We start from the raw sequence: 22,332 nt of genomic DNA, 5'->3' as shown, positions 1-22,332 counted from the left end.
AACACTACTGGAGGAATTCAATATGAAAAAATATGCTTTTATAACAGGTGCAAATAAAGGAATTGGATATGAACTTGTTCGTCAATTAGCAGAAAAAGATTATCACGTATTTTTAGGTGCTCGTAATGAACAACTTGGACAACAAGCCGTAGAATCTTTAAATGTTTCAAACGTTTCCTATATTCAAGTAGATATTTCAAATTCACAATCCATTCAAGAAGCAATAAAGAAAATTTACGAAATGACTGACCACTTACATTTATTAATTAATAACGCAGGCATAGCGCTAGACTTCAATACACTACCTAGTGAATTAAATATTGAAACTTTACGCCAAGGATTTGAAGTTAATTTTTTTGGAACTTTCCAAATGATGCAAGCCTTTTTACCATTATTAAAGAATTCAAGCAACAGTAAAATAATAAATGTAACAACTGACATGGCCTCACTAACAATGTTTGCTAATGGTGAAACACATCCAATTAATACACTAGGATATAATTCTTCCAAAACAGCTATTAATGCTTTAACATTAGCTTTTAGTAAAGAATTTGCCACTAACGGTCCAGAAGTATTTGGGGTAACTCCTGGTTTTACAACTACGGATCTTAATGGAAATTCCCCTGGTGGCCATACAACCACTGAAAGTGCTAAAATTATTATTAAATATGCATTAAGTGAAACAAACTATAATGGTAAAATACTTAACAAAGATGGCATTATACCTTGGTAATAAAAGGATGAATGATATGTATTATACAATTGGGCAAGTCGCCAAAATGCAACATTTAACTATTTCTCAAATACGTTATTACGATAAACAAGGACTGTTTCCTTTTCTGCAAAGAAACGAAAAAGGAGATCGAGTTTTTGATGAAGAAGCACTGAAATATTTAGAAATGATTTTGTGTTTAAAAAACACCAGTATGCCAATTCAAAAAATAAAACAATTTATCGACTGGTCTATGGAAGGAGAATCTACCATCCTTCAAAGGTTAGCATTAATGAAACAACAGGAGACCAATGTCTTACAGCTCATGCAAGACACTGAAAAAAACTTAAAAAAGATACAACAAAAAATTGCTAAATATGAGAATGAAATAACTTCAGCAAATGCTATTAAAAAATAAAAAAATCACCTTCTACATATTGTAGAAGGTGATTTTTATTTTATGATGCTTGCTTTCCTTTATCTGCATCATCTACATACCAGATGAATTTGCCTGTATATCCGAAAATAACTGCTAAAATTAACGATACGAAGCTTAACCACATAAACGGAACGTATGAGAACGTTGCTACACCTAAAATACCAGCCATAAAAATACCATTATCAGACCATGGAACCATACCTGAAGTTAACGTTCCACCTACTTCTGAGTTACGCGCTAATACACGACGGTCTATTTTTAATATATCATAGCTATCTTCCATAATTTTTGGTGTTAAAATTAGTGATACATACATCGCACAACCAAATATATTAGCTAAGAATGCCACGATTAATGTAGACAATGTTACATTACCTGCAGAATTTAATTTCTTCTCAAATTTTGATACGATTACTTTTAAAACACCTAGTTTTTCAAGTAATCCACCAAATCCTAAACCGAAAATAATAACGGCTACTGAGCCAAGCATGCCGTTAATTCCACCACGGTTTAATAACTTGTCAACAAACTCAACACCAGATTGAATTGAGAATCCGTTATAAGCTGTTCCAATCGCCTCTCCAAAGTTCATCCCTTGGAAAAGAGTTGCCCAAATTGCACCAATTAAAGCTCCCATTGCAATTGTTGGCATAGACGGTTTCTTCATCGCTAATAGAACGATAACAATGACCGCCGGAACAAGCATCCATATTTTAATATCAAATTGCTTTAATAAAGCTTCTTTTAAAAATTCTACTCGATTCAAATCTACATTATCGCCGCCATACATCCAACCAGCTACAGTAAACATAATACTAGTAATAATATAAGCCGGAACATCTAATACGAGCATAGCTCGAACGTGAGCAATAACATCTACTTTCGCCATAGAAGCTGCAAGAACTGTGCTATCAGAAAGTGGTGATAATTTATCGCCGAAATAAGCTCCTGAAAGAACTGCACCAGCAACAAGCGGAAGTGGTAAACCAAGTCCTTCACCAATCGCCATCATAGCAATACCTGCTGTTCCCACTGTTCCCCAAGACGTTCCTGTTGCGATAGAAGTTATAGAACAAATAATTAATGTTGCTAATAGGAATATGCTAGGGTGAATAAATTCTAATCCATAATAGATTAATGTTGGTACTACCCCACCAGCAATCCACGTTCCAATTAAAGCACCTACTGCAACTAAAATCAGTATTGCTTCTAATCCGTTAGAAATCCCTTTCGTAATTGCATCTTGCAATTCTTGATAACGAAATCCTAATCTTAATCCAAGCGCAATTACTAAAAACCATGAAATAAATAGCGCTAATTGAATTGGGAGATCAAAAATCGTTTGGAAGGAAAAGACAACAGCAAGAAATAGTAATAAAAGAACTATGATTTCTAGCATCGATGGTAATCTTACACTTTTCATTTTTTTCTCTCCTTACAAGTCGATAACATGACGTATGTCGTCTTACATGTATGTAATATACAATTAGCGAAGACAAAACAAAATTTTCATATTATTTCGATTTATTTTTCCAGTATAATATATTCACAACCCTTTCTATTGTAAAAGTAGATTACGTTTTTCGCAATGAAAAATATAAAAAATGTTGTATTTTTATTTATCCCGATATTTTCGGCCAATAAGACCTCCTCCTTAAAATTCAGTAAGTGCAAAGCACTTAGGTAAGAAATTAACTACTGTAAAATTCCGAATCGATATGAACATATTAAAGCTTCACTTTATTTACAAGGAACAATCCCATACTAACTTTTTTAATATTTGCTGCAACAAAACTTTTTACAACTATCTTAACTTTTTAATTCACACCATTATTTTCTACGCAAAAAATAGGGCACACATCCTTAAAATGATGTATGCCCTATCTTTATTTATACATATTTTGTATTTCTTCTTTATTTTTAAGTATTTCCTCAAACTTATCACTACAACCCTTCGGAAATAACACTCCCAGTCCATATGAATGCGCAAATTGAAAATGAGGGCACTTCGCTTTTACCTCATCCCAAAACTTATACACGCCGAAATCACCACTTCTAACTTCAATATCATGAAATAATACAATACCGTTTTTCGCGACTTTCGGTAGCCATGTATTATAATCGTGAGAAACAGCTTCATACGTATGATAGCCATCAATATGCAACAGATTTATCGTTTCATCTTGAAACCGGTCTACAGCATCATCAAAAGTAGATCGAATTAAATTTCCTATATTAAGGTAGTTATCGCTCACTACTTTTTCTACTATTTGAAAAACCCCTTCTCCATATGGACCTGTATGCCCATCTCCAGCCCAAGTATCTACTGCAAAGCATTTAGTCGATAACCCTCCATCTTTTACTCCTTGACAAAAACTGAAGAAAGAAGCACCTAGATGTGTACCTAACTCAACTAAAGTTTCCGGTTTTTCAAATCGTACTAAGTCATATGCAAAATCTAAATGTCCACTCCACGCAGATTGTGACCGAATAATAGGACTAAATGTTTCAAATTCAAATGATGGTTTATGAGTAACCCAGTTCATCGCATAACTCCTTCTGCACATATTTTTAACAAACCAAATTACTCTTATCTTTATTTTTTTATTGCCATGATTATGATTCTATTTCATGAAAATATGAAGAATTTATTCTTTTCTATTGAGGTAAAGCATCATATACATATGGGTCAGTTGGCTTATTAATTTTCTCGATTTTGTTTACTTTTACAAGTGGAAAGACTGTTCCTTTATATGTCGTTTCATCTAATAATCCTGTTATTTTCACCCATGTTTCTTCTGGAATTTTTTCAATATTTTTCCCGGTAACAATCATCCCCCAGACTGATGCATCCGCAATACAACAAGTTATACCATATCGAGCCACTACTGCTTTATTACCCGTCACATCTTTATCCTTATATATAAACCCTAAGAATGTAATTTCTTTCCCTTTAAACCAATTGACATTTTGACCAATTACATTCATTGTTTGAACATAATCCTTATCCTTTACTTGTAGTTTACGCTGTCCTAACATACTTTTTACTACTTGCTCTTCCGTTTTATAAGTCGTTGCTAAATTTGATGTTTCTTCTGGATCAACTGATACTTCTCGCCCATCAAACTTAACCTGTTTCCCCTCTTTTTCGTTCCTTTCTAGACTTCTCGACTGTACACTTTGATTCATACCCCTTTTTCCTGCTAAACTTCCATCAATTGTTACACTTCCAAAGAGAAAAGCACTAACTATCGGAACGACAAATAAAACATATACAAAGAAACTTTTTATCCCTGATTTTGATGTTGTATGATGTTTACAACAATTACAATCATGCTGTTTTTCTCTTCCATCTCTCCAAACTTGTACAATACCAAAAATTAAAATTACTACAAAAGCTATATACGTAAATTTAATCATTTTTGGAGCGATAAAATTATAAATATTCCCTGTTACAAGTAGTTTAAATAAGAGCATTGCTAAACCAATTAAAATAATGCCACGTATATAGCGATGATATGCCTTCTGCTCCTCTTTCTCCATTCTTTCTCACCTCCTATAACATTATGATTTGCAGGATGGTATACACAGATGCAATGACAATTCCGATCAAAAAGAATACAAATCTCTTTTGAAAATATGCAAATAGCATTAACGTATTTTTCATATCAAGCATAGGCCCAAATACAAGAAATGCGAGAAGTGCCTTTACCGAGAAAACATGTCCAAAAGATGCCGCTATAAAAGCATCGGCTGCAGAGCAAATTGATAAAACATAACCAAATCCCATCATAATAAAGGGGGCAATTACTTCGTTATGTGCTACTGCATCCAGTACATTCCGATCAAAAAACGTTTGAAATACACTTGCTAAAAAAGCACCAATCAATAAATACTTACCAGTATCAAAAAACTCATCTACAATATGATTCATAACATCTTTCCAACTCTTTTTATTGCTTGTTTGAACTGAAACCTCTATATCTTTTAAAACATTTCTTTCGCGATAGCAATAATACACAATTAGACCTATGAATAGAGCAACTAAAATTGTTATCCCAAAGCGTGCATATACAACGTAATCATTTTTTGGAAACGCATATACAGTAGATAAAAGAACAACTGGATTCATAATGGGTGCACTCAGTAAAATAACAATGCCTACATGAAGTGGTAACCCCTTTTGAATGAGCCTTCTTACAATTGGTATAATGACACATTCACACATTGGAAAAAGAACTCCCACAAATACTGCCGGAATCATTGCAACAATCGGAGATTTCGGCAGTACTTTTTGAATCATATCTTCCGTCACAAACACTTGAATACATGAAGAAACAATTACCCCTAATAAAATAAAGGGTATTGCTTCAAAAATGATACTTAAAAATACTGTATTCACATTCAACCATTCCTGTGGCATATTTTTGTGCAAATTTGCTAGACTTGTAAAATCTACAAAAAATAATAAAAAGAAAACATAGCGATAAGAGCTATGCCTACTAATTCTTTTGAAACTCTATTAAAGACCAAGCTTCTCGCCTCCATTTTATTTATATGTAAACATGTGCTTGTCCAAATGCTCCATACTACAGCACAAATTTTATAGTCTATTTCTATTCTTAAATCGTAATCATTATGATTTATTCTTGCTTTTTCTTTTCCTATCGTTTAACATAAAACGTAATCATTACGATTTAAAGGAGAGATCATTTCATGAAAAAAGTACCTATCACTGTATTAAGTGGTTTTTTAGGATCTGGAAAAACTACCTTACTACATCACATTTTGACTAATAAGAATAACTTAAAAGTAGCTGTTATCGTTAATGATATGAGCGAAGTAAACATTGATGCATCTCTTATAAAAAAGGGTGGTTTTTCACGTACGGAGGAAAAACTAGTAGAAATTCAAAATGGCTGTATTTGTTGTACACTACGAGAAGATTTAATGATAGAAGTGAATCGTCTTGTGGAAAATGGTGATATTGACTATATTATTATTGAATCTTCTGGTATAAGTGAGCCTATTCCAGTTGCTCAAACGTTTACTTATACAGACGAAGTTCTTAACATTGATTTAACGAAAAATTGTCGCCTCGATACGATGGTTACAGTTGTAGATGCAAACAGATTTTGGGATGATTTTGCAGATGGAGAAAGTTTATTAGACCGAAAACAAGCAATCGATGAGAATGATACCCGGGAAGTTATTGATTTATTAATAGATCAAATTGAGTTTGCAAACGTAATCATTCTTAATAAGATAGATTTGCTAGAAAAAGAAGATGTGATAGAGCTTCATCATTTACTAAAAAAATTAAATCCTAATGCAAAAGTTCTTGAATCTTCGTTTAGCAAAGTACCATTACAAGAAATTTTAAACACAAATCTATTTAATTATGAAGAAGCCAGTCAATCGGCCGGCTGGATACAAGAATTAAATAGTGACTATCATACACCGGAAACGGAAGAATACGGTATCAATTCCTTTGTTTACCGCCGCAAATATCCTTTCCATCCCGAGCGCCTTATGAATTGGCTAGAAAAATGGCCTTTAGATGTTGTAAGAGCGAAAGGATTCTTCTGGCTGGCATCTCGTAATAATATGATAGGGCTTCTATCTCAAGCAGGTTCCTCTATTACAATTCAAGGAGCCGGTGAATGGATAGCCGCATTACCTGAAACTGAAAGAAATCAAATGATTGCAGAAGAACCAGAAGTATTAAAAAACTGGGACGAGCGATATGGAGATCGAATAACTGAGCTCGTATTTATCGGTATTGATATGAATCGTTCTGTGATTGAACAATCATTAGATGATTGTCTATTAACAGAAAAGGAAATGGGACAAAAGTGGAATACATTTATTGATCCTATTCCGGCTTTTACTTATACTTCATAATAATTAATAAAAGGCTTCAGTAGAATGAAGCCTTTTTACTTTATAGCACTCTTATTTAATAGGTTTGCTTTAATTATAAATACAATTGTACCTAAAACAATTAATATAGCATATACGATACCAACTACATCCCCTATTTTTTCCAAGCCAAGCGGTAATATTATAGTAGCAACTCCAACTATATAAGAAAATGCTCCTGAAAGCTTCGCTAATTTATTTTTATCTCCAACAAACGTTTCTTCTTGATATCCTGCTAACAAAAACAACCTCTTTTTCACATGTATTTGATACCCTAAAAAAATGATAAGTAACCCAACAAATAAACAAACTAAAAATCCAGCTAACATATACTCCCCCTCCTCTACAATATTTTACTATACACAAAAAATAAAATTAGAAATTTCAGTTTATTAACGAGTTATTCTGTGATATATTGCATATTGTATTCAATTTATATTTTTAGAAAGGAGAATTTTAAATCATATGGATTCAAATCGATTAAAAGGAATTATAATGGTCATAATCGGTGCTTGTTTATGGGGCTTGTCTGGTACAGCTGCACAACAGCTTTTTCAATATGACAATGTTTCAACCGAATGGTTAGTTACGATCCGTTTACTTATATCTGGAATTATTTTGCTCATTATTTCCTCATTCGGAACGAGAAAAAAAGAGATATTTGGCATTTGGAAACAAAAATCTGATGCTATTAAAATGATTTTGTTTGGTCTATTCGGTATGCTTGCTGTACAGTATACGTATTTCGCTTCAATTAAAGAGGGAAATGCTGCCGTGGCAACATTATTACAATATTTAGCTCCTATATTCATCACTGTATACTTACTTTTCAAATGGAACGTTCGTCCATCAAAAATTGATTTCATTTCAATTACCCTTTCATTAGTAGGCACTTTTCTCTTACTAACAAACGGGTCTGTTCATAACTTGGCTGTTTCTACACCAGCTATTATTTGGGGTATTTTATCTGGATTATCTCTCGCTTTTTATAGTTTATATTCAAAGGAATTGTTAGAAAAATGGTCTTCCTCCGTTATCGTTGGATGGGGCATGATTACTGGGGGTATTGGTGTAACGATTGTACACTTTATTTCTACAAACGAATTCATTTTATTATCAACTATGAAATATGTAAAACTAAGTACCCTACCGCTCATCACATTTGTCGTCATTTTCGGGACACTTATTGCCTTTTATTTATACTTAGACAGCATACGATACCTGACTCCGAAAGAAACAACATTATTTGGTTGCACAGAACCACTCGCAGCTATTATTTCTTCTGTACTTATATTGCACGTGCCATTTCAATCTTTTCAGTTATTAGGCGCTTTTTGTGTCATTGTAATGGTGCTCATCTTAAGCCAAAAACCGGATGAAGGGAAACAAAAATTAAAGCTTGTTCATGCAAAAAAGGAAAATATACAATGAAAGGATTGAATTCACTATGCCTGTCCCTCAAAATTATAAAAAACCAGGAAGAATTTCAGCAAAATCACTCGTTTTAAATCAACTACAAAATTGGATTATTGAAGGTGTACTGAAGCCCAATGAAAAAATTAATGATGGGGAATTGGCTGAGGCACTAGGAGTAAGCAGAACACCTGTAAGGGAAGCACTTCAAATATTAGAGCTTTCTGGATTAGTGGAAATGGTACCAGGGCAAAAAACGAAAATTGCTCCTATTAAGTTAGACGACGTATCTATCATTTATGAAACGATGGCTGGTCTTCACTCTATTATAGGAAAGCAAGCTCTTCAAAACATTACAGACGCTGATATTCAAATACTTTCTGAAATAAATGATCATTTTCAGCACTCTATAGAGAAAAAAAACGCAAAACAAGCTTTAAAATTAGATATACAATTCCACAATACAATTTCTTCTATTGCTAAAAACCAATATATTGAACCCTTTCTAGAAAATATGCAACTTCACGTTTTACGTCTTGAATATTTGTTTTTCCAAAACTTTGTTCCAGCAAGTCAATCTATTGAAGAACATCACTCTATCATTCAAGCATTACAGAAGCAGGACGAAAAACAAATGGAACAAATAATGACCCAAAACTGGCTCCGTCCCATGAAAGAAATACAAAAAATAATTTCTACGAAATAAAAAGAGAGCTGGTTACACAAAATCGTAACCAGCTCTCCTTTTACTAATCTATATAGCTACGCCTGAATATTTGCATAATCTTCCATATCTTCGTACTCTTTTTCCAATTCCTCTAAAGACAGCTCGTATAATTGTCGGTCGCGAATCTTAAACACACCTGCTCCAATTAACTCATCAATTAAATGCCTCTTACGATTTTCAACAGCAAAACGGAGTTGACTACTCATCTTTTAAAAAACTCCTTTCTACGATCATTGAAAATGATAATCTTTATCAATTACCACTTTTGATTATAAAAGATGACTCTTTATAAGTAAAGTAATTTCATGAAATATTTACCTTGCAAAGTATTTGTGGCCACATTATATATATGTATGCCGTGCGAAAAATGTTATGACACTTTTTCTTATCCTTTTTCTTTCATACTTTGCAAGTTGTCTCATCGTGATGAAATTCACCATCTATTTCTACTTGAATGGTGACATGTTCTACATGAAATTTCTCCTTTAATACATACGTAGCCTCTTTTAATACACTTTGCGTTTCATTCCCTTTAATAATAAGATGACATGTTAATACTTGAAAATCTGATGTGACAGACCATATGTGCAAATCATGAACTTCTTTGACAATCGGAATATTTAATAACGTACTTTTTACCTCTTCAACATTTATGTGCTGTGGTGCACCTTCCATTAATATATGAACCGTATCACGTGTTACACGCCATCCACTAATAATAACTAAAATAGACACAAGAATACTAGCAATCGCATCTGCAGCAGTCCATCCGAAAAATTTAATAAGTAACGCAGCAATGATCGCTCCGACGGAACCCAATAGATCGCCTAGTACGTGCAGGAAAGCACTTCTTAAATTCAAATTACCTTTCACATCTCCGCCTCTCATTAATATCCAAGCTGATAAAATATTAATAAGCAGACCAAGGACTGCAATAATGAGCATCCCATTACTAGCAATCTCAACTGGTTCTTTAAAACGACGGATTGCTTCAATAAAAATGTATACCGAAATGACAATAAGAACGACACCGTTACATAATGCTGCTAACATTTCGACTCGCTTATACCCGTATGTTTTCGCAGATGTTGCTGTTTTTTCTCCGAGCTTAAACGCAAGTAAACTTAAAGCTAAAGATACTGCATCACTTAGCATATGCCCCGCGTCAGATAGTAGTGCTAAGCTATTTGTTACAAAGCCACCAACAACTTCTGCAATCATAAAACTTGTTGTTAGTAGGAAGGCAATTAGTAATGCCTTTTTATTTTTTGAATGACCATGATCATGCGAATGTCCCATACTTATACTCCTTTAAGTACAATATCTGTATGTTAGTATGAAACAAACTCCCCATCTTTATCCCGAATCGACTGATTGTAAACGCCCGCTTCCTCTGTATACACACTTCGCTATTTTTTAGACAATCCCTTTTTCTCAAATAAAACAAGACTACTTCTTTTTTATTTTCATATTGTTTACTAATGAAAGAATTTTAAGGAGGTTACTTAAATGAAACGTTTATTTCTCTGTATGGAACGTGAACTTGTTGTAGTGAAAGAACAATATGATAACTATGAAACGACTTACCACTTACAAAATATGCAACCTACCTGTATCGCTGTTGATCCGTTCCACCCAAACCGTGTATATTGCGGAATATTCGGACGAGGTCTATGGTTAAGCGACGATAGCGGGGATTCATGGAGACCAATTGGAGATTCTTATCGTTACTTTGATTTCCCTAAAGAAGATGGTATTTTACACTCCTCTATCACTTCCATAACAATAAGCTCAAATGAACAAGTGAACGGATATGGGGTCGTTTATGTCGGCACAGAACCGAGCGCTTTATTTCGCTCTGAAAATGGTGGTGAAACGTGGACTGAACTTAAAAATATGAAATCATTATTATCTTCTTATACGTGGGCTTTCCCGCCTAGACCTTTTACCCATCACGTACGCTGGATTACAGTTGATCCAAACAACCCTAATACAATACACGTTTCAATCGAAGCTGGTGCTGTTATTCAAAGTAATGATAAAGGGCATACATGGATTGATAAAAAATTCGGTGCTCCTATCGATGCTCATCAATTACTTATGCACCCTGAAGCACCAAATCGTCTTTATGCATCATGTGGTGACGGATTTATGGGCGGACCTGATCGTGCTTATCTTGAAAGTTATAACAATGGAAACAGCTGGATCTCATGTAGTGAAGGACTTGAACATCATTATTTATACAGCATGACAATTGATCCAGCTGATTGCAATACGATTCTCGTTTCAGCTGCACCGAGTGCTGATCTGGCTCATCACCGTATCCCTTATGAATCTTATATTTATCGAAAAACGAAAGATACTCCGTTCCAGCAAGTACAACAAGGACTACCATCTGCAATCGGTACAGTCATTTCGATGTTTGCTACAAACGAAGCCGAACCACATACGTTCTACACGTTAAATAACAATGGCGTCTTTCAATCCAATGATAGCGGCGAATCATGGGAACAACTAAACATTCCGTGGAAAGATGAATATAAAACGCAGCATCCGCATGCACTACTCGTTACTAGTTCTTAACGAAAAAGAGACTGCCTAAATGGTTTTAGGCAGTCTCTCTTTTATTTCTTTAAATCAATGACAATATCATCTAACACAATATCTTTACTCTTCGCTTCTTTTTTCGGCACTTCTATTTTCTTCTCTTTTCCATTCACATACTCTACTCCACCATGATTTTCAGGTGTATGAACTCGCAAGTGTACACGAGGTGTAACGATAAGCTTTGTTGCATTTTCGTTTAACTTTTGGAATGTAGAACTCCAACTACTTTTGTGCGGTTCGGCTACTGTACTAGTTCCGCCATTTCCTTCACCAGCATATTTATTTCCTAAATCATCTTTTATTTCTAATTCCACATCAGCGCTATCCCATATACTTCTTAATACTTTAGATTCTTCCTGATTGAAAAAAACGATAAATGACATCGGAGTTACTTCCATTTTGTCTATATTTACTTTTATTAATTCATTTTCAGAAACCCTATTAACCTTTACTTCTTTACTCTCCATTGCTTTTAAACTAAGTGCGAAGTTCCAATTCCCCTTAATTGAATTACCTTTATAATCCAACTCAATCTCTTCCATATTCCACCAAACGTTTGCAACATCTAACCTTTTACTACTATTACCACTCATCGTAGTCATACCTACGTACTTTTTCTCTCCAACTTTTGTTACTTGAGAGCTTCCTCCCCCGCCATTAAACCCCATCACCTGCGGATATCCAAATATATTTGGCTTCTCACCTAAATCTTTATCACTCTCAATAGAGTATGTGATTGTGATTGTTCTACCATCGAACACAGCATCATTAATTGTAACCTTAACCCCATTACTCTCCCTTGTCATATTCAACTCAGTCGAAAACTCTTTATAATTTTCATATAACCCTGTTCTACCATTATCTAATAATCGGAATATGTCACCGACAATTGGCAATCCCCCCGCATATGTAGGAAATCCGATACCGAGTGTTGCAACTGATAATCCTACTAAAATAGATGCAGCAGCCACACCTTTTTTCCAACTTTTCATCTTTTTCTTCGTACGTATCGATTGTTTTACATTTCGTTTTACTTTTTCCTTTTCAATTTCAGAAGCCTCAATTTCTTCTAGTTCTTTTTCGTCTATATCAATATCATTTAATAGTTCATAAATGTCTTTCATATTGCACTACCTCCAAAACTAATATTCGTAGCATTTTGTTGTAGTTTCTTTTTCCCACGGTACACTCGATTATCAATTGCTGCCCGAGTTAATCCTAACTTGTCACCTATTTCCTCTGTCTTCATACCAAGTAAATATTTCATAATGAACACCTTTTGATCTAGCGGTTCTAATTGATTAATGAGCTTCAATAATTCTTCCCTATCTTCCATAACGATTAATTCGTCTTCTGCTGATTTTTCTGTACTGATATGAAACTCATCTGAAATGATTTCTACCGTTTTAGTCGATTTCCGGTAATAATCAATTGCTTTAAACTTTGCAATCGCTGCAATCCACTTTTTAAAATCACTCGGCTCTCCATGAAATTTATTTGCGTTATTCCAAATGGAAAGAAATATATCGTTTATACATTCCTCTATGAGTCCATCATTTTGAATGGGAAGTAGAACTTTATGCGTGATCCCCTTTATGAGTGGTAAGTATGTATCGACAACAAATTCTAACGCGTCTTCTTTTTGCCGCTGTAATCTTTTTATAAAATTTTTCTCATTTGATTTCATGTAGCGATTCCCCTTATTGTTTTGTAAAAGCTTTTACACCCTATATAACGTCTGAGAAAATTTTTTCTCTCATCTTTTTATTTTTTGGAATACTTTCCCTTAGCCATTGTCTCACATAACTATGCGTTCAAAGAAAATTTTCTCAAGTCTGTAATTTAATTCATGTAGTACACTATTTATATAGTCACTTTTTAACTTAGTGTACATTTTATTTCGTTAATCTACTATTTTAATTTAGGAGATGAGATGTGTATGTGTGGAATTACAGGTTGGGTAGATTGGAAGGAAGACCTTTCAAATCAACATGTTATTTTAAAAAAGATGGCAAATAGTATTGAGCATCGTGGTCCAGATGCTGAAGGATTTTGGTTTTCACCTCATGCGGCCTTTGCACACCGGCGTTTAATTGTAATTGATCCAGAAGGCGGGACACAGCCGAAGACATTCCGTGCTGGTGATTATACGTATGCTCTTACTTATAATGGAGAAATTTATAATTTCCGTGAACTTAAAGAGCAGCTTCAAAAATGTGGGCATGCATTTGAAACCCATTCAGATACAGAAGTATTACTACATGCTTATTTAGAATGGAAAGAAGACTGCGTACAACATTTAAACGGAATTTTCGCTTTCGCCTTATGGGATGATCAGAAGCAACAATTATTTTTAGCGCGTGATCATTTAGGTGTAAAACCACTCTTTTACACAGAAAGAAATGACAGCATTATTTTCGGATCTGAAATAAAAGCATTATTAGCGCATCCATCTGTTCCTGCTGAAATTGATGCGGATGGCATAAATGAAATATTTGGATTAGGCTTATTTCGAACTCCTGGATGTGGCGTCTTTAAACATATTCAAGAAGTGCGTGCTGGACATTCTATAACATTTACACGTCATAAAAAAGTAGTTACGAAGTATTGGAATTTAGAAAGTAAGTTCCATACAGACTCTATAGAAGATACATCTTCGCATATTTTATCTATTTTACAAGATACAGTAAAAAGACAATTAATTGCCGATGTTCCTCTCGTTTGTATGTTATCAGGCGGATTAGACTCTAGCGGTATTACTGCACTTGCGGGTAAAGAATTTGCTGCGGAAAATAAAACACTTCATACGTATTCCGTTGACTTTGTAAATAGTGCAAAAGATTTCGAGCTGACATTTGCTCGCACTGGTTTAGACGCTCCTTGGGTAAAACGCGTTTCTGAACATGTAGGGACAGCGCATCATGATATTATTGTGAATGCTGAAGAATTAGCAAATCACTTATTCGTTCCCCTTCATGCGAAAGATTTACCAAGTGCTGGTGAAATGGAAACTTCACTATATTTACTATTTTGCGAAATGAAAAAAGATGCGACCGTAGCTTTATCCGGTGAATCGGCTGATGAAGTATTCGGTGGATACCCTTGGTTTCATCAAGAAGAATTACTATATGTAGATAAGTTTCCTTGGCTAACAAATTGGAAAAATACATCTCCTCTTCTACTAAATGAAGTAAGTAACCAATGTAATCTAGAAAACTATATTGATACACGATTCCAAGAAGCGATACTTGAAGTACCTACTCTTGAAGGGGAAAGTAAAAAATCCGCGAAACAACGCCAAATGTTTTATTTATTTTTAACAAGATTCCTTCCTTTCTTACTTGACCGTAAAGATCGTATGAGTATGGCTGTTGGATTTGAAGTTCGTGTACCGTTTTGCGATTATAGATTAGTTGAATATTTATGGAATGTTCCTTTCAACATAAAAAGTATTGATAATATTGAAAAAGGCATTTTACGTAGAGCACTACAACCAGCTTTACCTGACGATGTACGTAATAGAAGAAAAAGCGCTTATCCAACTTCACAAGATCCACACTACTTACAAACAATCCGTAATTTAACACTTGATATGTGTAGCCATAAAAACAATCCTATTTTCTCACTTATTAACCATTCCATCTTACTTTCAATTGCTGATCAAAGTAATAAAGAGATTAACAATTTTGAAGCAAGAAGTGCCATGGAGTATATGCTACAAGTAAATGAATGGTTAAAAACATATCACATCCATATTGCTTAACAAAAAGGAGTTCAAGGATAAAAACCTTGAACTCCTTTTATATTAATTAGCACATTGTTTATTATCAGTATCAATAGACCATCCAATAATCGTGGCACAGTCTCTACCTTTCCACTGCAGTACATTTGTTAATACGGGCTCAATCTGCAAGCTATTTCCGTCGTGTAATATTTCTACTAAAGATTGATCATCATCAAACCTTCGTTTGTCACACTCTAAAATACCGTCCGTTGCCATTACAATGTGATTCATTCCTTTTTCTAATCCTCTTACACCTGACGTAAAGCAAGGTGTATTTGCTGCAAAAATATTTTTCCTGCCAATATATTCGTAATTCTTCCGTTTATTTAATCGTCCTTTTCCATTTTTCGTTTTCTCAGAATGGAATAAATACGCGAAACAATCACCAACTGATAACCAATATAAAAATTCGCCTTTTCGTAAACAAATTAAGCAAGCGAGTTCCTCATCATCTTGATCACACTTTTTAATAAATAACTCATCTGTAAATAACGCTAATAAGTACATATGTGTATGATGGAAAGCTAAATGTATTGGATATGAGAATAACTCTTTTAGTTTTTCTTTTCTTTCCGAAATCGCTTCTATTATATAATCTATATTTTTTGTTTTGTGATGTGTATCAAAAATCATAACAAATTCAAATTGTAATTCAGGATCCCACCAAGCCAGCACCGCATCTCCTCGTTCATATGCATCACTCTCTTGATTTCCCCCATATACGCCGACTGAAAGAGGACCACATTTTTCAACATGTATTTCATCTACATACATCTGTTCATGACTAATCCATTTGAATGTATTCACAGCTATCATCCTCTCTCTTGCTAAATGTATACCTTTACACATAGATTACCTTATATTTCAATAAAAATAAACTTTTTCAACATTTTTTATCCAAATAAAAGGGTTTTATTTCTGAAATCACGAATATATCTTACTATACGATATAAAAAGGAGATTTATTATTATGTACAACATTAATCAACATTGGGAGAGCATTTATTATCACTTACGATACGAATACGAGGACAACCTTTCCCACCAAGCAATTCGTATTTTACAAATCGTTTCTCGTGAGAAAGATATAACAATTGGAAAAGTCGCTACTGAGCTTAGTCTTTCTCATAACACAGCATCTGAACATATAAAACGCCTTATTCAAAAGGGTTTCATCGTTAAAGAGAGAAATAAAAAAGATGAAAGAGTGGTAAACCTTACATTAACAATTGAAGGAATTGAAGGATTAGAAAAACATACTTTACTAGATAAAGAAAAGATAAAAATATTAGAATCACAGTTATCAAAAGAAGAACAACAATTAATTGAAAAAGCATTTTCGTTATTAGCGAAGGAGGCAAAATATGCATTTCCTCGTTAAAGTAATCGTTTCGGCACTTATTATTGGCATTATCACTGAAGTCGCTAAACATTACAGTACGATAGGTGGCTTTATTGCTGCCCTTCCTCTCGTGAGTTTACTTAGTTTATTTTGGATTTCATTCGAAGGCGGAAATAAACAAGAATTGAGTCAATTTGCTTTAGGGGTATTATATGGATTCCCCGCATCAGCACTACTATTATTTATTGTCTATATTGGTTTAAAAAATTCATTTACACTTAGTACATCTGTCCTACTTGGTATAGGTGTTTGGTGTATCGTTTTTGCTTGTCAAAAATTATTTCAAGCTTAGGAGGAATTAACATTCATAAATTTGTAGAAATAATGGGGCAAAATATAGAAGTACATATAAAAGGAGATGGTAAACAAACTGTAGTCATTCAAACCGGAATGACTTGCTCATTTTATGATTGGTTTCCTATTATAGAAAAGCTTTCAGAGCACTTTACAGTTGTTTCATACCATCGCCCAGGTTACGGAAAAAGTGATTTAGGCAATCAGCCGCGTACAATAAGGCACGTTACAAAAGAGCTACATATGTTACTAAACAAACTAGCTATTCAAGAACCATTTATTCTAATCGGTCATTCCTATGGAGGATTATGTGCACAACATTTTGCGATGTTACATGAAGATAAGCTGCAAGCACTTATTTTAGTTGATTCTACTTCGATGAACTTACACCGTTTAGATGAACTTCATTTACCAATTTCTGATCAAACTGATTCTGATGATGTTTGGTTTCAAAAATATAATATATATTCCAAAATGGATGTAGACACACTTTATAATGAACTAAAACCTATTCTCACCGATCAATCAAAACAGCAAATTGAATTCTCTACCTCGCCTTCATTATATAAAGCGACAGCTTCTGAACTATCGGAGTGGAAAAACTGTGCTCTCTTACTAAAAGAGCTATGTAAAACATTAGAAATACCATTAATCGTTATCGGTAGAGATCCTCAATATTCTATTACTCAATTGACTAATGGTGGCATGCCAAAAGAGGAAGCAACACAACTTGAAGCAATGTGGCAAGAACTAATTCACGAACAATTACACCTCTCAACTAACAGCCAATATATTCTTGCCGAACATGCTAGTCACGGTATAGAAAATGATCGACCAGATATTATTATTGAGGCGATTCATTTCTTACAAATAAAAAAAGGAAGCAACTAAAGCTGCTTCCTTACTTATCTATTCATAATCTTCTTCATCATCGATTTCTTCGTAATATGAACTTCCATTACTTACATATATAGGGCCATTCGCAACATCAATACGTAGTACCCACGCCCATGGCACAGCTAAACGTTTATGTATCGCTCGCCAAAAGCTCATTGATTTTCTTTCGTACTCCTGGAACTCCTGAAGTAACTCTTTGTAGGAGGAACCGTCTAACTGAATATTTGCTTCTAACAAACGAGAATGGGCATAGTACTGTAACTCTAGTTCAGCAGCAATTTCCATTTCTTCTTCCGTTGCCATACCAATGATTGTTCCATCTTCTGGTGCAATTTCATATACGTTTTGAACTTCAATAAGCCCTTCTTTCTCTTTCTCAAACATGTAAACAGCCTCCTTTAACATATATTTTTTATGTTACAAAGTCATACTTCTACAATAACTTCTCTCTTTCCTCTTTTTTTGATAAACTTTTACAAAATATTTAACCGATGACCTGTTTTCTCTATTCTTTCAGCAGAAATGAAACGATTTTTATCAAAATTTAATTTATACACATCAGGCATATGAAGTGTTTTCCAAAACTCAAAATCATATTTCGAATTAAAATAATTCATGAGTAATACCATAATATTTCCATGCGTACCTATTACAATATTCTTACCTTCATATTGTTTTAATATATTTTGCATACATATTACAGCGCGCCTTTGTGCGATATCATTCGATTCTCCGCCTTCGTATGCAAAACTCCAATCTTCCCACACATTCTGCATAGCATCATTAAAATTTGATACTGGCTCTGTGCTCAATAATCTTTCACGCAAATCTTCTTCTGTTTGTATTGATAATTTATATGTATTCGCAATTCCTTGTACAGTTTGGATTGCTCTTTTGTACGGACTAGAAATAACAACATCAATATGTTTATCTTTTAATAAATGTGTTACATTCTCTGCATCACAGTGCCCTTTTTCAGATAAAGGTCGTTCCCGTTCTTCTTTTGTATATGTAGAATGGGCATGGCGAACGAAATATATTGTTGTCATTTTTCAACCTCCTTTCTTATTTTCAATTCATATTCAATAATAAGATTGGAAAATCCTGTATTACAAAAGAGCACTTTTCATAAGTGCCCCTTTGTTTACATAATAAAATTATTTCATTGTAATTTATTTCTGAATTCCTCACTTATGACAATATCTCGAATAAAGTAATCCATATTACTTAGAAGCTTTTCAAATGCTTTTTCACTCAAATTGTTCATCATAAAGACAATCTCAATCTTATTCCCTTTTTTATCAGTACCATAGAAACTATTTGTTAATACAAATGCAGTAGAACCACCTTTCTGTCCAGCAAATTCGAACATACCCTCTCCTACGGTTCCTTTAAATATATTCTCAATCTCACCTTGCATTTGTGGTGTAAAATAATTTCTGCTATTTATCTTTTCCAGTAAACTCATGTAATCCTTCGCATTTGCACCTATAAACCGATCTGACCAAATACGCTGAAAGTCCATATCGGCTTTTAAAGATATCTCGCGTTTTGTCCATTCTTTCTCGTCTTTCATCCATTCATGTATTTGCCATACATGCTTAACATATTCATCATTAGACATATTACGTAGCTTGTCCAATGCTTTATTTTGAGGAATATGCAGTTCTTTTTCAACATAGCCCCTCATATATAATGCCCCTGTATACGTTGGATAAAATTCATCGTGACTATTTAAGCCTAACTCTTTCAAACTTTCATTTATCCGCGCTGCTCCAAGCTTGTCTAATAAATATGATGCATTCGCATTCGAACTATAATGGATCATTCCTTTCACTACTTCTTCTAAAGAAGTTTGACCACCCTTCACTAACTCTTTAACTTTTACATCATCTAGCCATGCAGGGTGTGCACCACCATCAGTATTTTTCACATAGTATTTTTCTAATTCTTTCAATGAAATTTGCTCGTCTTTTCTTATTTTCCCTTCAGCTACTTGCTTAGCATATTCAATTGCTATAATGATTTTCGACATACTTGCTAGCGGTAGTTTTTCTTTTTCATTTATTGATGTCAATGTTTCACCATTTCTTTTAACAATTAAAGAAGTTGTTTTATCATCCTTATGTTCTTTTATGTAATTTAGCACATAATTAGAGTCTTCTTTGGAATTGACATATTCCTTCACTGAAAAGAAAGCTATACAGCCTACTATAGTAATTCCAGCTATAATTCCAACAACTTTTAATCCCCTCATGATACTCCCCCTAAAATAAACATATTATATATTATACTAAATAAATTTCCCTTTTTAAGTAATAATTAGATTATTTATACAAAAATACATCTTTTCTTAAACAACAAAAAAACATGCCTTCATTAGGAAAGCATGCTTTGTGATATCCTTCACATTTTTTGGTTAAAAAATAAATGTTTACTTACCATGATGTAACATTAAATCACTAAGTTCTTCTTCAATGTGATTTAATTTCGCAACGCCTTCTTTCCATTTATGAATATAACGTGAAACCCCAACAAAAAACAAAACAATAATTGTGGAAAGAATAATACCATATACGATTGCTACAGTACTCATAGTTACACTTCCTTATAATTAGTAATGTGGTTATTAGTTATATTTTTATTATAAACCTTTTTCTTTTAAAATACTTCGATTTCAACTTTTTGTAACAAAATTGATTTTTCTAACATTTCGTTCGTGAAAATGGCATATTTTTCACAAATTATACAAAACTTCACCATATGTACTATTACCATATGAGTTATATTATTAAATAGAATAAAGGGGATGATATACTATGACGACTTGGTTTATTGTAATGTTAGTTGTATTTGGAGCATTTAAAATTATCGTTTCTAGCCTTCCTAACTCTGTTATTGAATCCATTATTAGCAAGTACGAAACACATCCAAAACTTGAAGAAGAGAATGTGACTATTACAATTCATGGAAATAACGTAGAAGGCGAACAGAAATCAAAAATTATTCATGATTTTAACGAAGGTTTATTTTTAGATCGCTATTATGCACCACCCCATAATGAAGGCACTCCTTTAATTATCCATGCAAAACGTGGTAAAAAAGATTTTACATTTTATATTTATAGTCATGAAGAGCATGTTGATGTTGTAAAACAATATAAAAAGAAGGTAGTTGCTTATAGTTTACGCTCTAAAAACCTTCAAAATAGTGATATGTTCGTGTCAGCTGATTTAGCTTAATACTCATATATAAAAAGGAATCCATGGCATATGGATTCCTTTTTACTATTTACTGAAAAATAAGCTCTGTCTTCAAACTATCTTTCGGTAACAACCAGCCTTTTTTCTCTAAACTCGCCATTAATAATTCCCTTTGTTTTGTCGCAATACTTTCTTCATTTGTTTTAAATGACACTTCTATTACGAAGTCATCTTCTAATTTTCCTGTATTACTTAATGGCCAAATTTCAATATTTGCTTTTATGTTTTCAAACTCTCCTGTATATCGTTTCATTAATACAGGACCGTAAATACGGGAATTCTTTAACATCTCTTCTCCCCAATTTGTATACAACCATTTGTTCATTTTCCCTGGTAATTTTTCTATTAACATGTTTTGAGCAGCTTGTTTATTTGGTAAATCAAGTATTCCATATCCTTTAGCACTGTAACTTTTCTTATTTGAAATGCTTAATGTTTTCTTCTCAAATCCCCAATCTATTTCCGCCTCATAACTATCCGTATTACTATCGAATCCTTCTTTTTTAGCTACTTCTAGTGCATCTTGAATTACACCATTTGGAATAGGATATCTTTTTTTATATGTTAGTTCAAAATCTTTACTAAATTCTTTCTTTCGAATTCTAGCAAACCAACCTTCCTCGCTTAAACTTTTATTCGCAGTATCTAAAAATTGCACTTGTATTCTTTCATATTTTGTACCAGCCTGGAAATGTTCTAACACCTCTTGCTTCATCTCTTTGTTATCACCTAATACTTGTTCTGGCTTCAATAATAACTTTACTTCAAAACTAGGTTTCATTGGACTAGCAGCAAACCCTTCCTTAACGTTATAAAGGAAACAACAAAAGAAAATGCTTACGAATACAAATACTTTTTTCATATACCTATCC

The 22,332-nt window shown here is 33.6% G+C and carries 26 protein-coding genes and 1 pseudogene; 11 read left to right on the top strand and 16 right to left on the bottom strand.

All coding sequences use genetic code 11. The features are described from left to right. The first annotated feature begins 22 nt into the window (after positions 1-22). Both BC_RS08535 and BC_RS08530 read left to right on the top strand, forming a co-directional pair. Complete coding sequence (locus BC_RS08535; RefSeq protein ID WP_000759544.1) at positions 23-733, top strand: SDR family NAD(P)-dependent oxidoreductase; 711 nt, start codon at positions 23-25, stop codon at positions 731-733. A 16-nt stretch (positions 734-749) separates the two neighbouring features. Further along, the gene (locus tag BC_RS08530; protein WP_000291863.1) at positions 750-1,130 is read left to right on the top strand and encodes a MerR family transcriptional regulator; all 381 of its coding nucleotides are present in this window, start codon (positions 750-752) and stop codon (positions 1,128-1,130) included. Positions 1,131-1,170: 40 nt separating this feature from the next. Here the strand turns inward: BC_RS08530 and nhaC are convergent, their stop codons facing one another. The 4 genes and pseudogenes from nhaC to BC_RS08510 all read right to left on the bottom strand — a co-directional run bounded on the left by nhaC (position 1,171) and on the right by BC_RS08510 (position 5,684). Continuing rightward, the gene (gene nhaC, locus BC_RS08525) at positions 1,171-2,574 is read right to left on the bottom strand and encodes a Na+/H+ antiporter NhaC (protein ID WP_000843991.1); all 1,404 of its coding nucleotides are present in this window, start codon (positions 2,572-2,574) and stop codon (positions 1,171-1,173) included. Between the two features lie 463 nt (positions 2,575-3,037). Continuing rightward, positions 3,038-3,697: a class I SAM-dependent methyltransferase gene (locus BC_RS08520; protein ID WP_001104669.1), complete on the bottom strand. Its 660-nt coding sequence runs from the start codon at positions 3,695-3,697 to the stop codon at positions 3,038-3,040. 112 nt (positions 3,698-3,809) lie between these two features. Further along, complete coding sequence (locus BC_RS08515) at positions 3,810-4,694, bottom strand: TIGR03943 family putative permease subunit (protein ID WP_000409939.1); 885 nt, start codon at positions 4,692-4,694, stop codon at positions 3,810-3,812. Positions 4,695-4,707: 13 nt separating this feature from the next. Beyond that, positions 4,708-5,684 (bottom strand): annotated as a pseudogene (locus BC_RS08510) (permease). 183 nt (positions 5,685-5,867) lie between these two features. Here BC_RS08510 and BC_RS08505 point away from each other — a divergent pair. Then, the gene (locus tag BC_RS08505; RefSeq protein WP_000757677.1) at positions 5,868-7,055 is read left to right on the top strand and encodes a GTP-binding protein; all 1,188 of its coding nucleotides are present in this window, start codon (positions 5,868-5,870) and stop codon (positions 7,053-7,055) included. 35 nt (positions 7,056-7,090) lie between these two features. Here the strand turns inward: BC_RS08505 and BC_RS08500 are convergent, their stop codons facing one another. Further along, complete coding sequence (locus BC_RS08500) at positions 7,091-7,402, bottom strand: DUF3784 domain-containing protein (RefSeq protein WP_000879373.1); 312 nt, start codon at positions 7,400-7,402, stop codon at positions 7,091-7,093. Between the two features lie 136 nt (positions 7,403-7,538). Here BC_RS08500 and BC_RS08495 point away from each other — a divergent pair, with 136 nt between their 5' ends. Both BC_RS08495 and BC_RS08490 read left to right on the top strand, forming a co-directional pair. Continuing rightward, entirely contained in the window at positions 7,539-8,504 is a 966-nt protein-coding gene (locus BC_RS08495; protein WP_000378082.1) for a DMT family transporter, read from the top strand. A gap of 16 nt (positions 8,505-8,520) precedes the next feature. Next, positions 8,521-9,192, top strand: a complete 672-nt coding sequence (locus tag BC_RS08490; protein ID WP_002040907.1) for a GntR family transcriptional regulator — start codon at positions 8,521-8,523, stop codon at positions 9,190-9,192. A 56-nt stretch (positions 9,193-9,248) separates the two neighbouring features. Here BC_RS08490 and fbpA read toward each other — a convergent pair whose 3' ends face one another. Then, entirely contained in the window at positions 9,249-9,419 is a 171-nt protein-coding gene (fbpA, locus tag BC_RS08485) for a Fur-regulated basic protein FbpA (protein WP_000098302.1), read from the bottom strand. Positions 9,420-9,612: 193 nt separating this feature from the next. Next, a complete protein-coding gene (locus tag BC_RS08480; protein ID WP_000510026.1) occupies positions 9,613-10,512 on the bottom strand; it encodes a cation diffusion facilitator family transporter in 900 nt (299 codons plus the stop codon). A gap of 210 nt (positions 10,513-10,722) precedes the next feature. On the opposite strand from BC_RS08480, the gene BC_RS08475 reads away from it, so the two are divergent. Continuing rightward, positions 10,723-11,796 (top strand): glycosyl hydrolase, encoded by a 1,074-nt coding sequence (locus BC_RS08475; protein WP_000825317.1) that lies wholly within the window; start codon positions 10,723-10,725, stop codon positions 11,794-11,796. Between the two features lie 41 nt (positions 11,797-11,837). Here the strand turns inward: BC_RS08475 and BC_RS08470 are convergent, their stop codons facing one another. Then, the gene (locus BC_RS08470; RefSeq protein ID WP_000653138.1) at positions 11,838-12,944 is read right to left on the bottom strand and encodes a DUF4179 domain-containing protein; all 1,107 of its coding nucleotides are present in this window, start codon (positions 12,942-12,944) and stop codon (positions 11,838-11,840) included. After that, a complete protein-coding gene (locus BC_RS08465; RefSeq protein ID WP_000840007.1) occupies positions 12,941-13,507 on the bottom strand; it encodes a sigma-70 family RNA polymerase sigma factor in 567 nt (188 codons plus the stop codon). The genes BC_RS08470 and BC_RS08465 overlap by 4 nt, the downstream gene beginning before the upstream one ends. A gap of 252 nt (positions 13,508-13,759) precedes the next feature. Between BC_RS08465 and asnB the strand changes: the two genes are divergently transcribed. Then, entirely contained in the window at positions 13,760-15,583 is a 1,824-nt protein-coding gene (asnB, locus tag BC_RS08460; protein ID WP_000333926.1) for an asparagine synthase (glutamine-hydrolyzing), read from the top strand. A gap of 42 nt (positions 15,584-15,625) precedes the next feature. Here the strand turns inward: asnB and BC_RS08455 are convergent, their stop codons facing one another. Next, positions 15,626-16,453 (bottom strand): protein phosphatase 2C domain-containing protein, encoded by an 828-nt coding sequence (locus tag BC_RS08455; RefSeq protein ID WP_002040904.1) that lies wholly within the window; start codon positions 16,451-16,453, stop codon positions 15,626-15,628. A 121-nt stretch (positions 16,454-16,574) separates the two neighbouring features. Between BC_RS08455 and BC_RS08450 the strand changes: the two genes are divergently transcribed. From BC_RS08450 to BC_RS08440, 3 genes are read left to right on the top strand one after another with little or no spacing between them, the layout of a single operon-like run. Then, positions 16,575-16,985: a MarR family winged helix-turn-helix transcriptional regulator gene (locus tag BC_RS08450; RefSeq protein WP_000282374.1), complete on the top strand. Its 411-nt coding sequence runs from the start codon at positions 16,575-16,577 to the stop codon at positions 16,983-16,985. Beyond that, a complete protein-coding gene (locus tag BC_RS08445) occupies positions 16,969-17,298 on the top strand; it encodes a DUF3147 family protein (protein WP_000545616.1) in 330 nt (109 codons plus the stop codon). Before BC_RS08450 ends, BC_RS08445 begins: the two co-directional genes overlap by 17 nt. Continuing rightward, positions 17,259-18,191, top strand: coding sequence for an alpha/beta fold hydrolase (locus BC_RS08440; RefSeq protein WP_063225442.1), 933 nt, complete (start codon positions 17,259-17,261; stop codon positions 18,189-18,191). The genes BC_RS08445 and BC_RS08440 overlap by 40 nt, the downstream gene beginning before the upstream one ends. 18 nt (positions 18,192-18,209) lie before the next feature. Here BC_RS08440 and BC_RS08435 read toward each other — a convergent pair whose 3' ends face one another. The 5 genes from BC_RS08435 to BC_RS08415 all read right to left on the bottom strand — a co-directional run bounded on the left by BC_RS08435 (position 18,210) and on the right by BC_RS08415 (position 20,975). Beyond that, positions 18,210-18,581, bottom strand: a complete 372-nt coding sequence (locus tag BC_RS08435) for a hypothetical protein (protein ID WP_000461779.1) — start codon at positions 18,579-18,581, stop codon at positions 18,210-18,212. Positions 18,582-18,670: 89 nt separating this feature from the next. Further along, positions 18,671-19,246 (bottom strand): histidine phosphatase family protein, encoded by a 576-nt coding sequence (locus BC_RS08430; protein WP_000208265.1) that lies wholly within the window; start codon positions 19,244-19,246, stop codon positions 18,671-18,673. A 113-nt stretch (positions 19,247-19,359) separates the two neighbouring features. Next, on the bottom strand, positions 19,360-20,454 hold the full coding sequence (locus BC_RS08425) for a serine hydrolase (protein ID WP_001214666.1): 1,095 nt from the start codon (positions 20,452-20,454) through the stop codon (positions 19,360-19,362). 177 nt (positions 20,455-20,631) lie between these two features. Further along, positions 20,632-20,793, bottom strand: coding sequence for a hypothetical protein (locus tag BC_RS08420; RefSeq protein ID WP_000108701.1), 162 nt, complete (start codon positions 20,791-20,793; stop codon positions 20,632-20,634). A 65-nt stretch (positions 20,794-20,858) separates the two neighbouring features. Continuing rightward, the gene (locus BC_RS08415; RefSeq protein ID WP_001987133.1) at positions 20,859-20,975 is read right to left on the bottom strand and encodes a hypothetical protein; all 117 of its coding nucleotides are present in this window, start codon (positions 20,973-20,975) and stop codon (positions 20,859-20,861) included. Between the two features lie 41 nt (positions 20,976-21,016). On the opposite strand from BC_RS08415, the gene BC_RS08410 reads away from it, so the two are divergent. Next, positions 21,017-21,439 carry a YfmQ family protein gene (locus tag BC_RS08410; protein WP_000214569.1) on the top strand — a complete coding sequence of 141 codons (423 nt, stop codon included), beginning with the start codon at positions 21,017-21,019 and terminating at the stop codon, positions 21,437-21,439. Positions 21,440-21,488: 49 nt separating this feature from the next. Here the strand turns inward: BC_RS08410 and BC_RS08405 are convergent, their stop codons facing one another. Next, on the bottom strand, positions 21,489-22,322 hold the full coding sequence (locus tag BC_RS08405) for a hypothetical protein (RefSeq protein WP_000755315.1): 834 nt from the start codon (positions 22,320-22,322) through the stop codon (positions 21,489-21,491). Positions 22,323-22,332 lie beyond the last annotated feature (10 nt).

Source organism: Bacillus cereus ATCC 14579 (assembly GCF_000007825.1).
In the GTDB taxonomy this organism is placed as follows: Bacteria; Bacillota; Bacilli; order Bacillales; family Bacillaceae_G; genus Bacillus_A; species Bacillus_A cereus.
The sequence above is the reverse complement of the archived record's forward strand: the minus strand, read 5'-3'. Positions and strand labels throughout refer to the sequence as shown.

Coding starts and splice junctions, on each gene's coding strand:
- BC_RS08535 (WP_000759544.1), top strand. CDS start 23: ATGAAAAAATATGCTTTTATAACAGGTGCAAATAAAGGAATTGGATAT.
- BC_RS08530 (WP_000291863.1), top strand. CDS start 750: ATGTATTATACAATTGGGCAAGTCGCCAAAATGCAACATTTAACTATT.
- nhaC (WP_000843991.1), bottom strand. CDS start 2,574: ATGAAAAGTGTAAGATTACCATCGATGCTAGAAATCATAGTTCTTTTA.
- BC_RS08520 (WP_001104669.1), bottom strand. CDS start 3,697: ATGAACTGGGTTACTCATAAACCATCATTTGAATTTGAAACATTTAGT.
- BC_RS08515 (WP_000409939.1), bottom strand. CDS start 4,694: ATGGAGAAAGAGGAGCAGAAGGCATATCATCGCTATATACGTGGCATT.
- BC_RS08505 (WP_000757677.1), top strand. CDS start 5,868: ATGAAAAAAGTACCTATCACTGTATTAAGTGGTTTTTTAGGATCTGGA.
- BC_RS08500 (WP_000879373.1), bottom strand. CDS start 7,402: ATGTTAGCTGGATTTTTAGTTTGTTTATTTGTTGGGTTACTTATCATT.
- BC_RS08495 (WP_000378082.1), top strand. CDS start 7,539: ATGGATTCAAATCGATTAAAAGGAATTATAATGGTCATAATCGGTGCT.
- BC_RS08490 (WP_002040907.1), top strand. CDS start 8,521: ATGCCTGTCCCTCAAAATTATAAAAAACCAGGAAGAATTTCAGCAAAA.
- fbpA (WP_000098302.1), bottom strand. CDS start 9,419: ATGAGTAGTCAACTCCGTTTTGCTGTTGAAAATCGTAAGAGGCATTTA.
- BC_RS08480 (WP_000510026.1), bottom strand. CDS start 10,512: ATGGGACATTCGCATGATCATGGTCATTCAAAAAATAAAAAGGCATTA.
- BC_RS08475 (WP_000825317.1), top strand. CDS start 10,723: ATGAAACGTTTATTTCTCTGTATGGAACGTGAACTTGTTGTAGTGAAA.
- BC_RS08470 (WP_000653138.1), bottom strand. CDS start 12,944: ATGAAAGACATTTATGAACTATTAAATGATATTGATATAGACGAAAAA.
- BC_RS08465 (WP_000840007.1), bottom strand. CDS start 13,507: ATGAAATCAAATGAGAAAAATTTTATAAAAAGATTACAGCGGCAAAAA.
- asnB (WP_000333926.1), top strand. CDS start 13,760: ATGTGTGGAATTACAGGTTGGGTAGATTGGAAGGAAGACCTTTCAAAT.
- BC_RS08455 (WP_002040904.1), bottom strand. CDS start 16,453: ATGTGTAAAGGTATACATTTAGCAAGAGAGAGGATGATAGCTGTGAAT.
- BC_RS08450 (WP_000282374.1), top strand. CDS start 16,575: ATGTACAACATTAATCAACATTGGGAGAGCATTTATTATCACTTACGA.
- BC_RS08445 (WP_000545616.1), top strand. CDS start 16,969: ATGCATTTCCTCGTTAAAGTAATCGTTTCGGCACTTATTATTGGCATT.
- BC_RS08435 (WP_000461779.1), bottom strand. CDS start 18,581: ATGTTTGAGAAAGAGAAAGAAGGGCTTATTGAAGTTCAAAACGTATAT.
- BC_RS08430 (WP_000208265.1), bottom strand. CDS start 19,246: ATGACAACAATATATTTCGTTCGCCATGCCCATTCTACATATACAAAA.
- BC_RS08425 (WP_001214666.1), bottom strand. CDS start 20,454: ATGAGGGGATTAAAAGTTGTTGGAATTATAGCTGGAATTACTATAGTA.
- BC_RS08420 (WP_000108701.1), bottom strand. CDS start 20,793: ATGAGTACTGTAGCAATCGTATATGGTATTATTCTTTCCACAATTATT.
- BC_RS08415 (WP_001987133.1), bottom strand. CDS start 20,975: ATGGTAATAGTACATATGGTGAAGTTTTGTATAATTTGTGAAAAATAT.
- BC_RS08410 (WP_000214569.1), top strand. CDS start 21,017: ATGACGACTTGGTTTATTGTAATGTTAGTTGTATTTGGAGCATTTAAA.
- BC_RS08405 (WP_000755315.1), bottom strand. CDS start 22,322: ATGAAAAAAGTATTTGTATTCGTAAGCATTTTCTTTTGTTGTTTCCTT.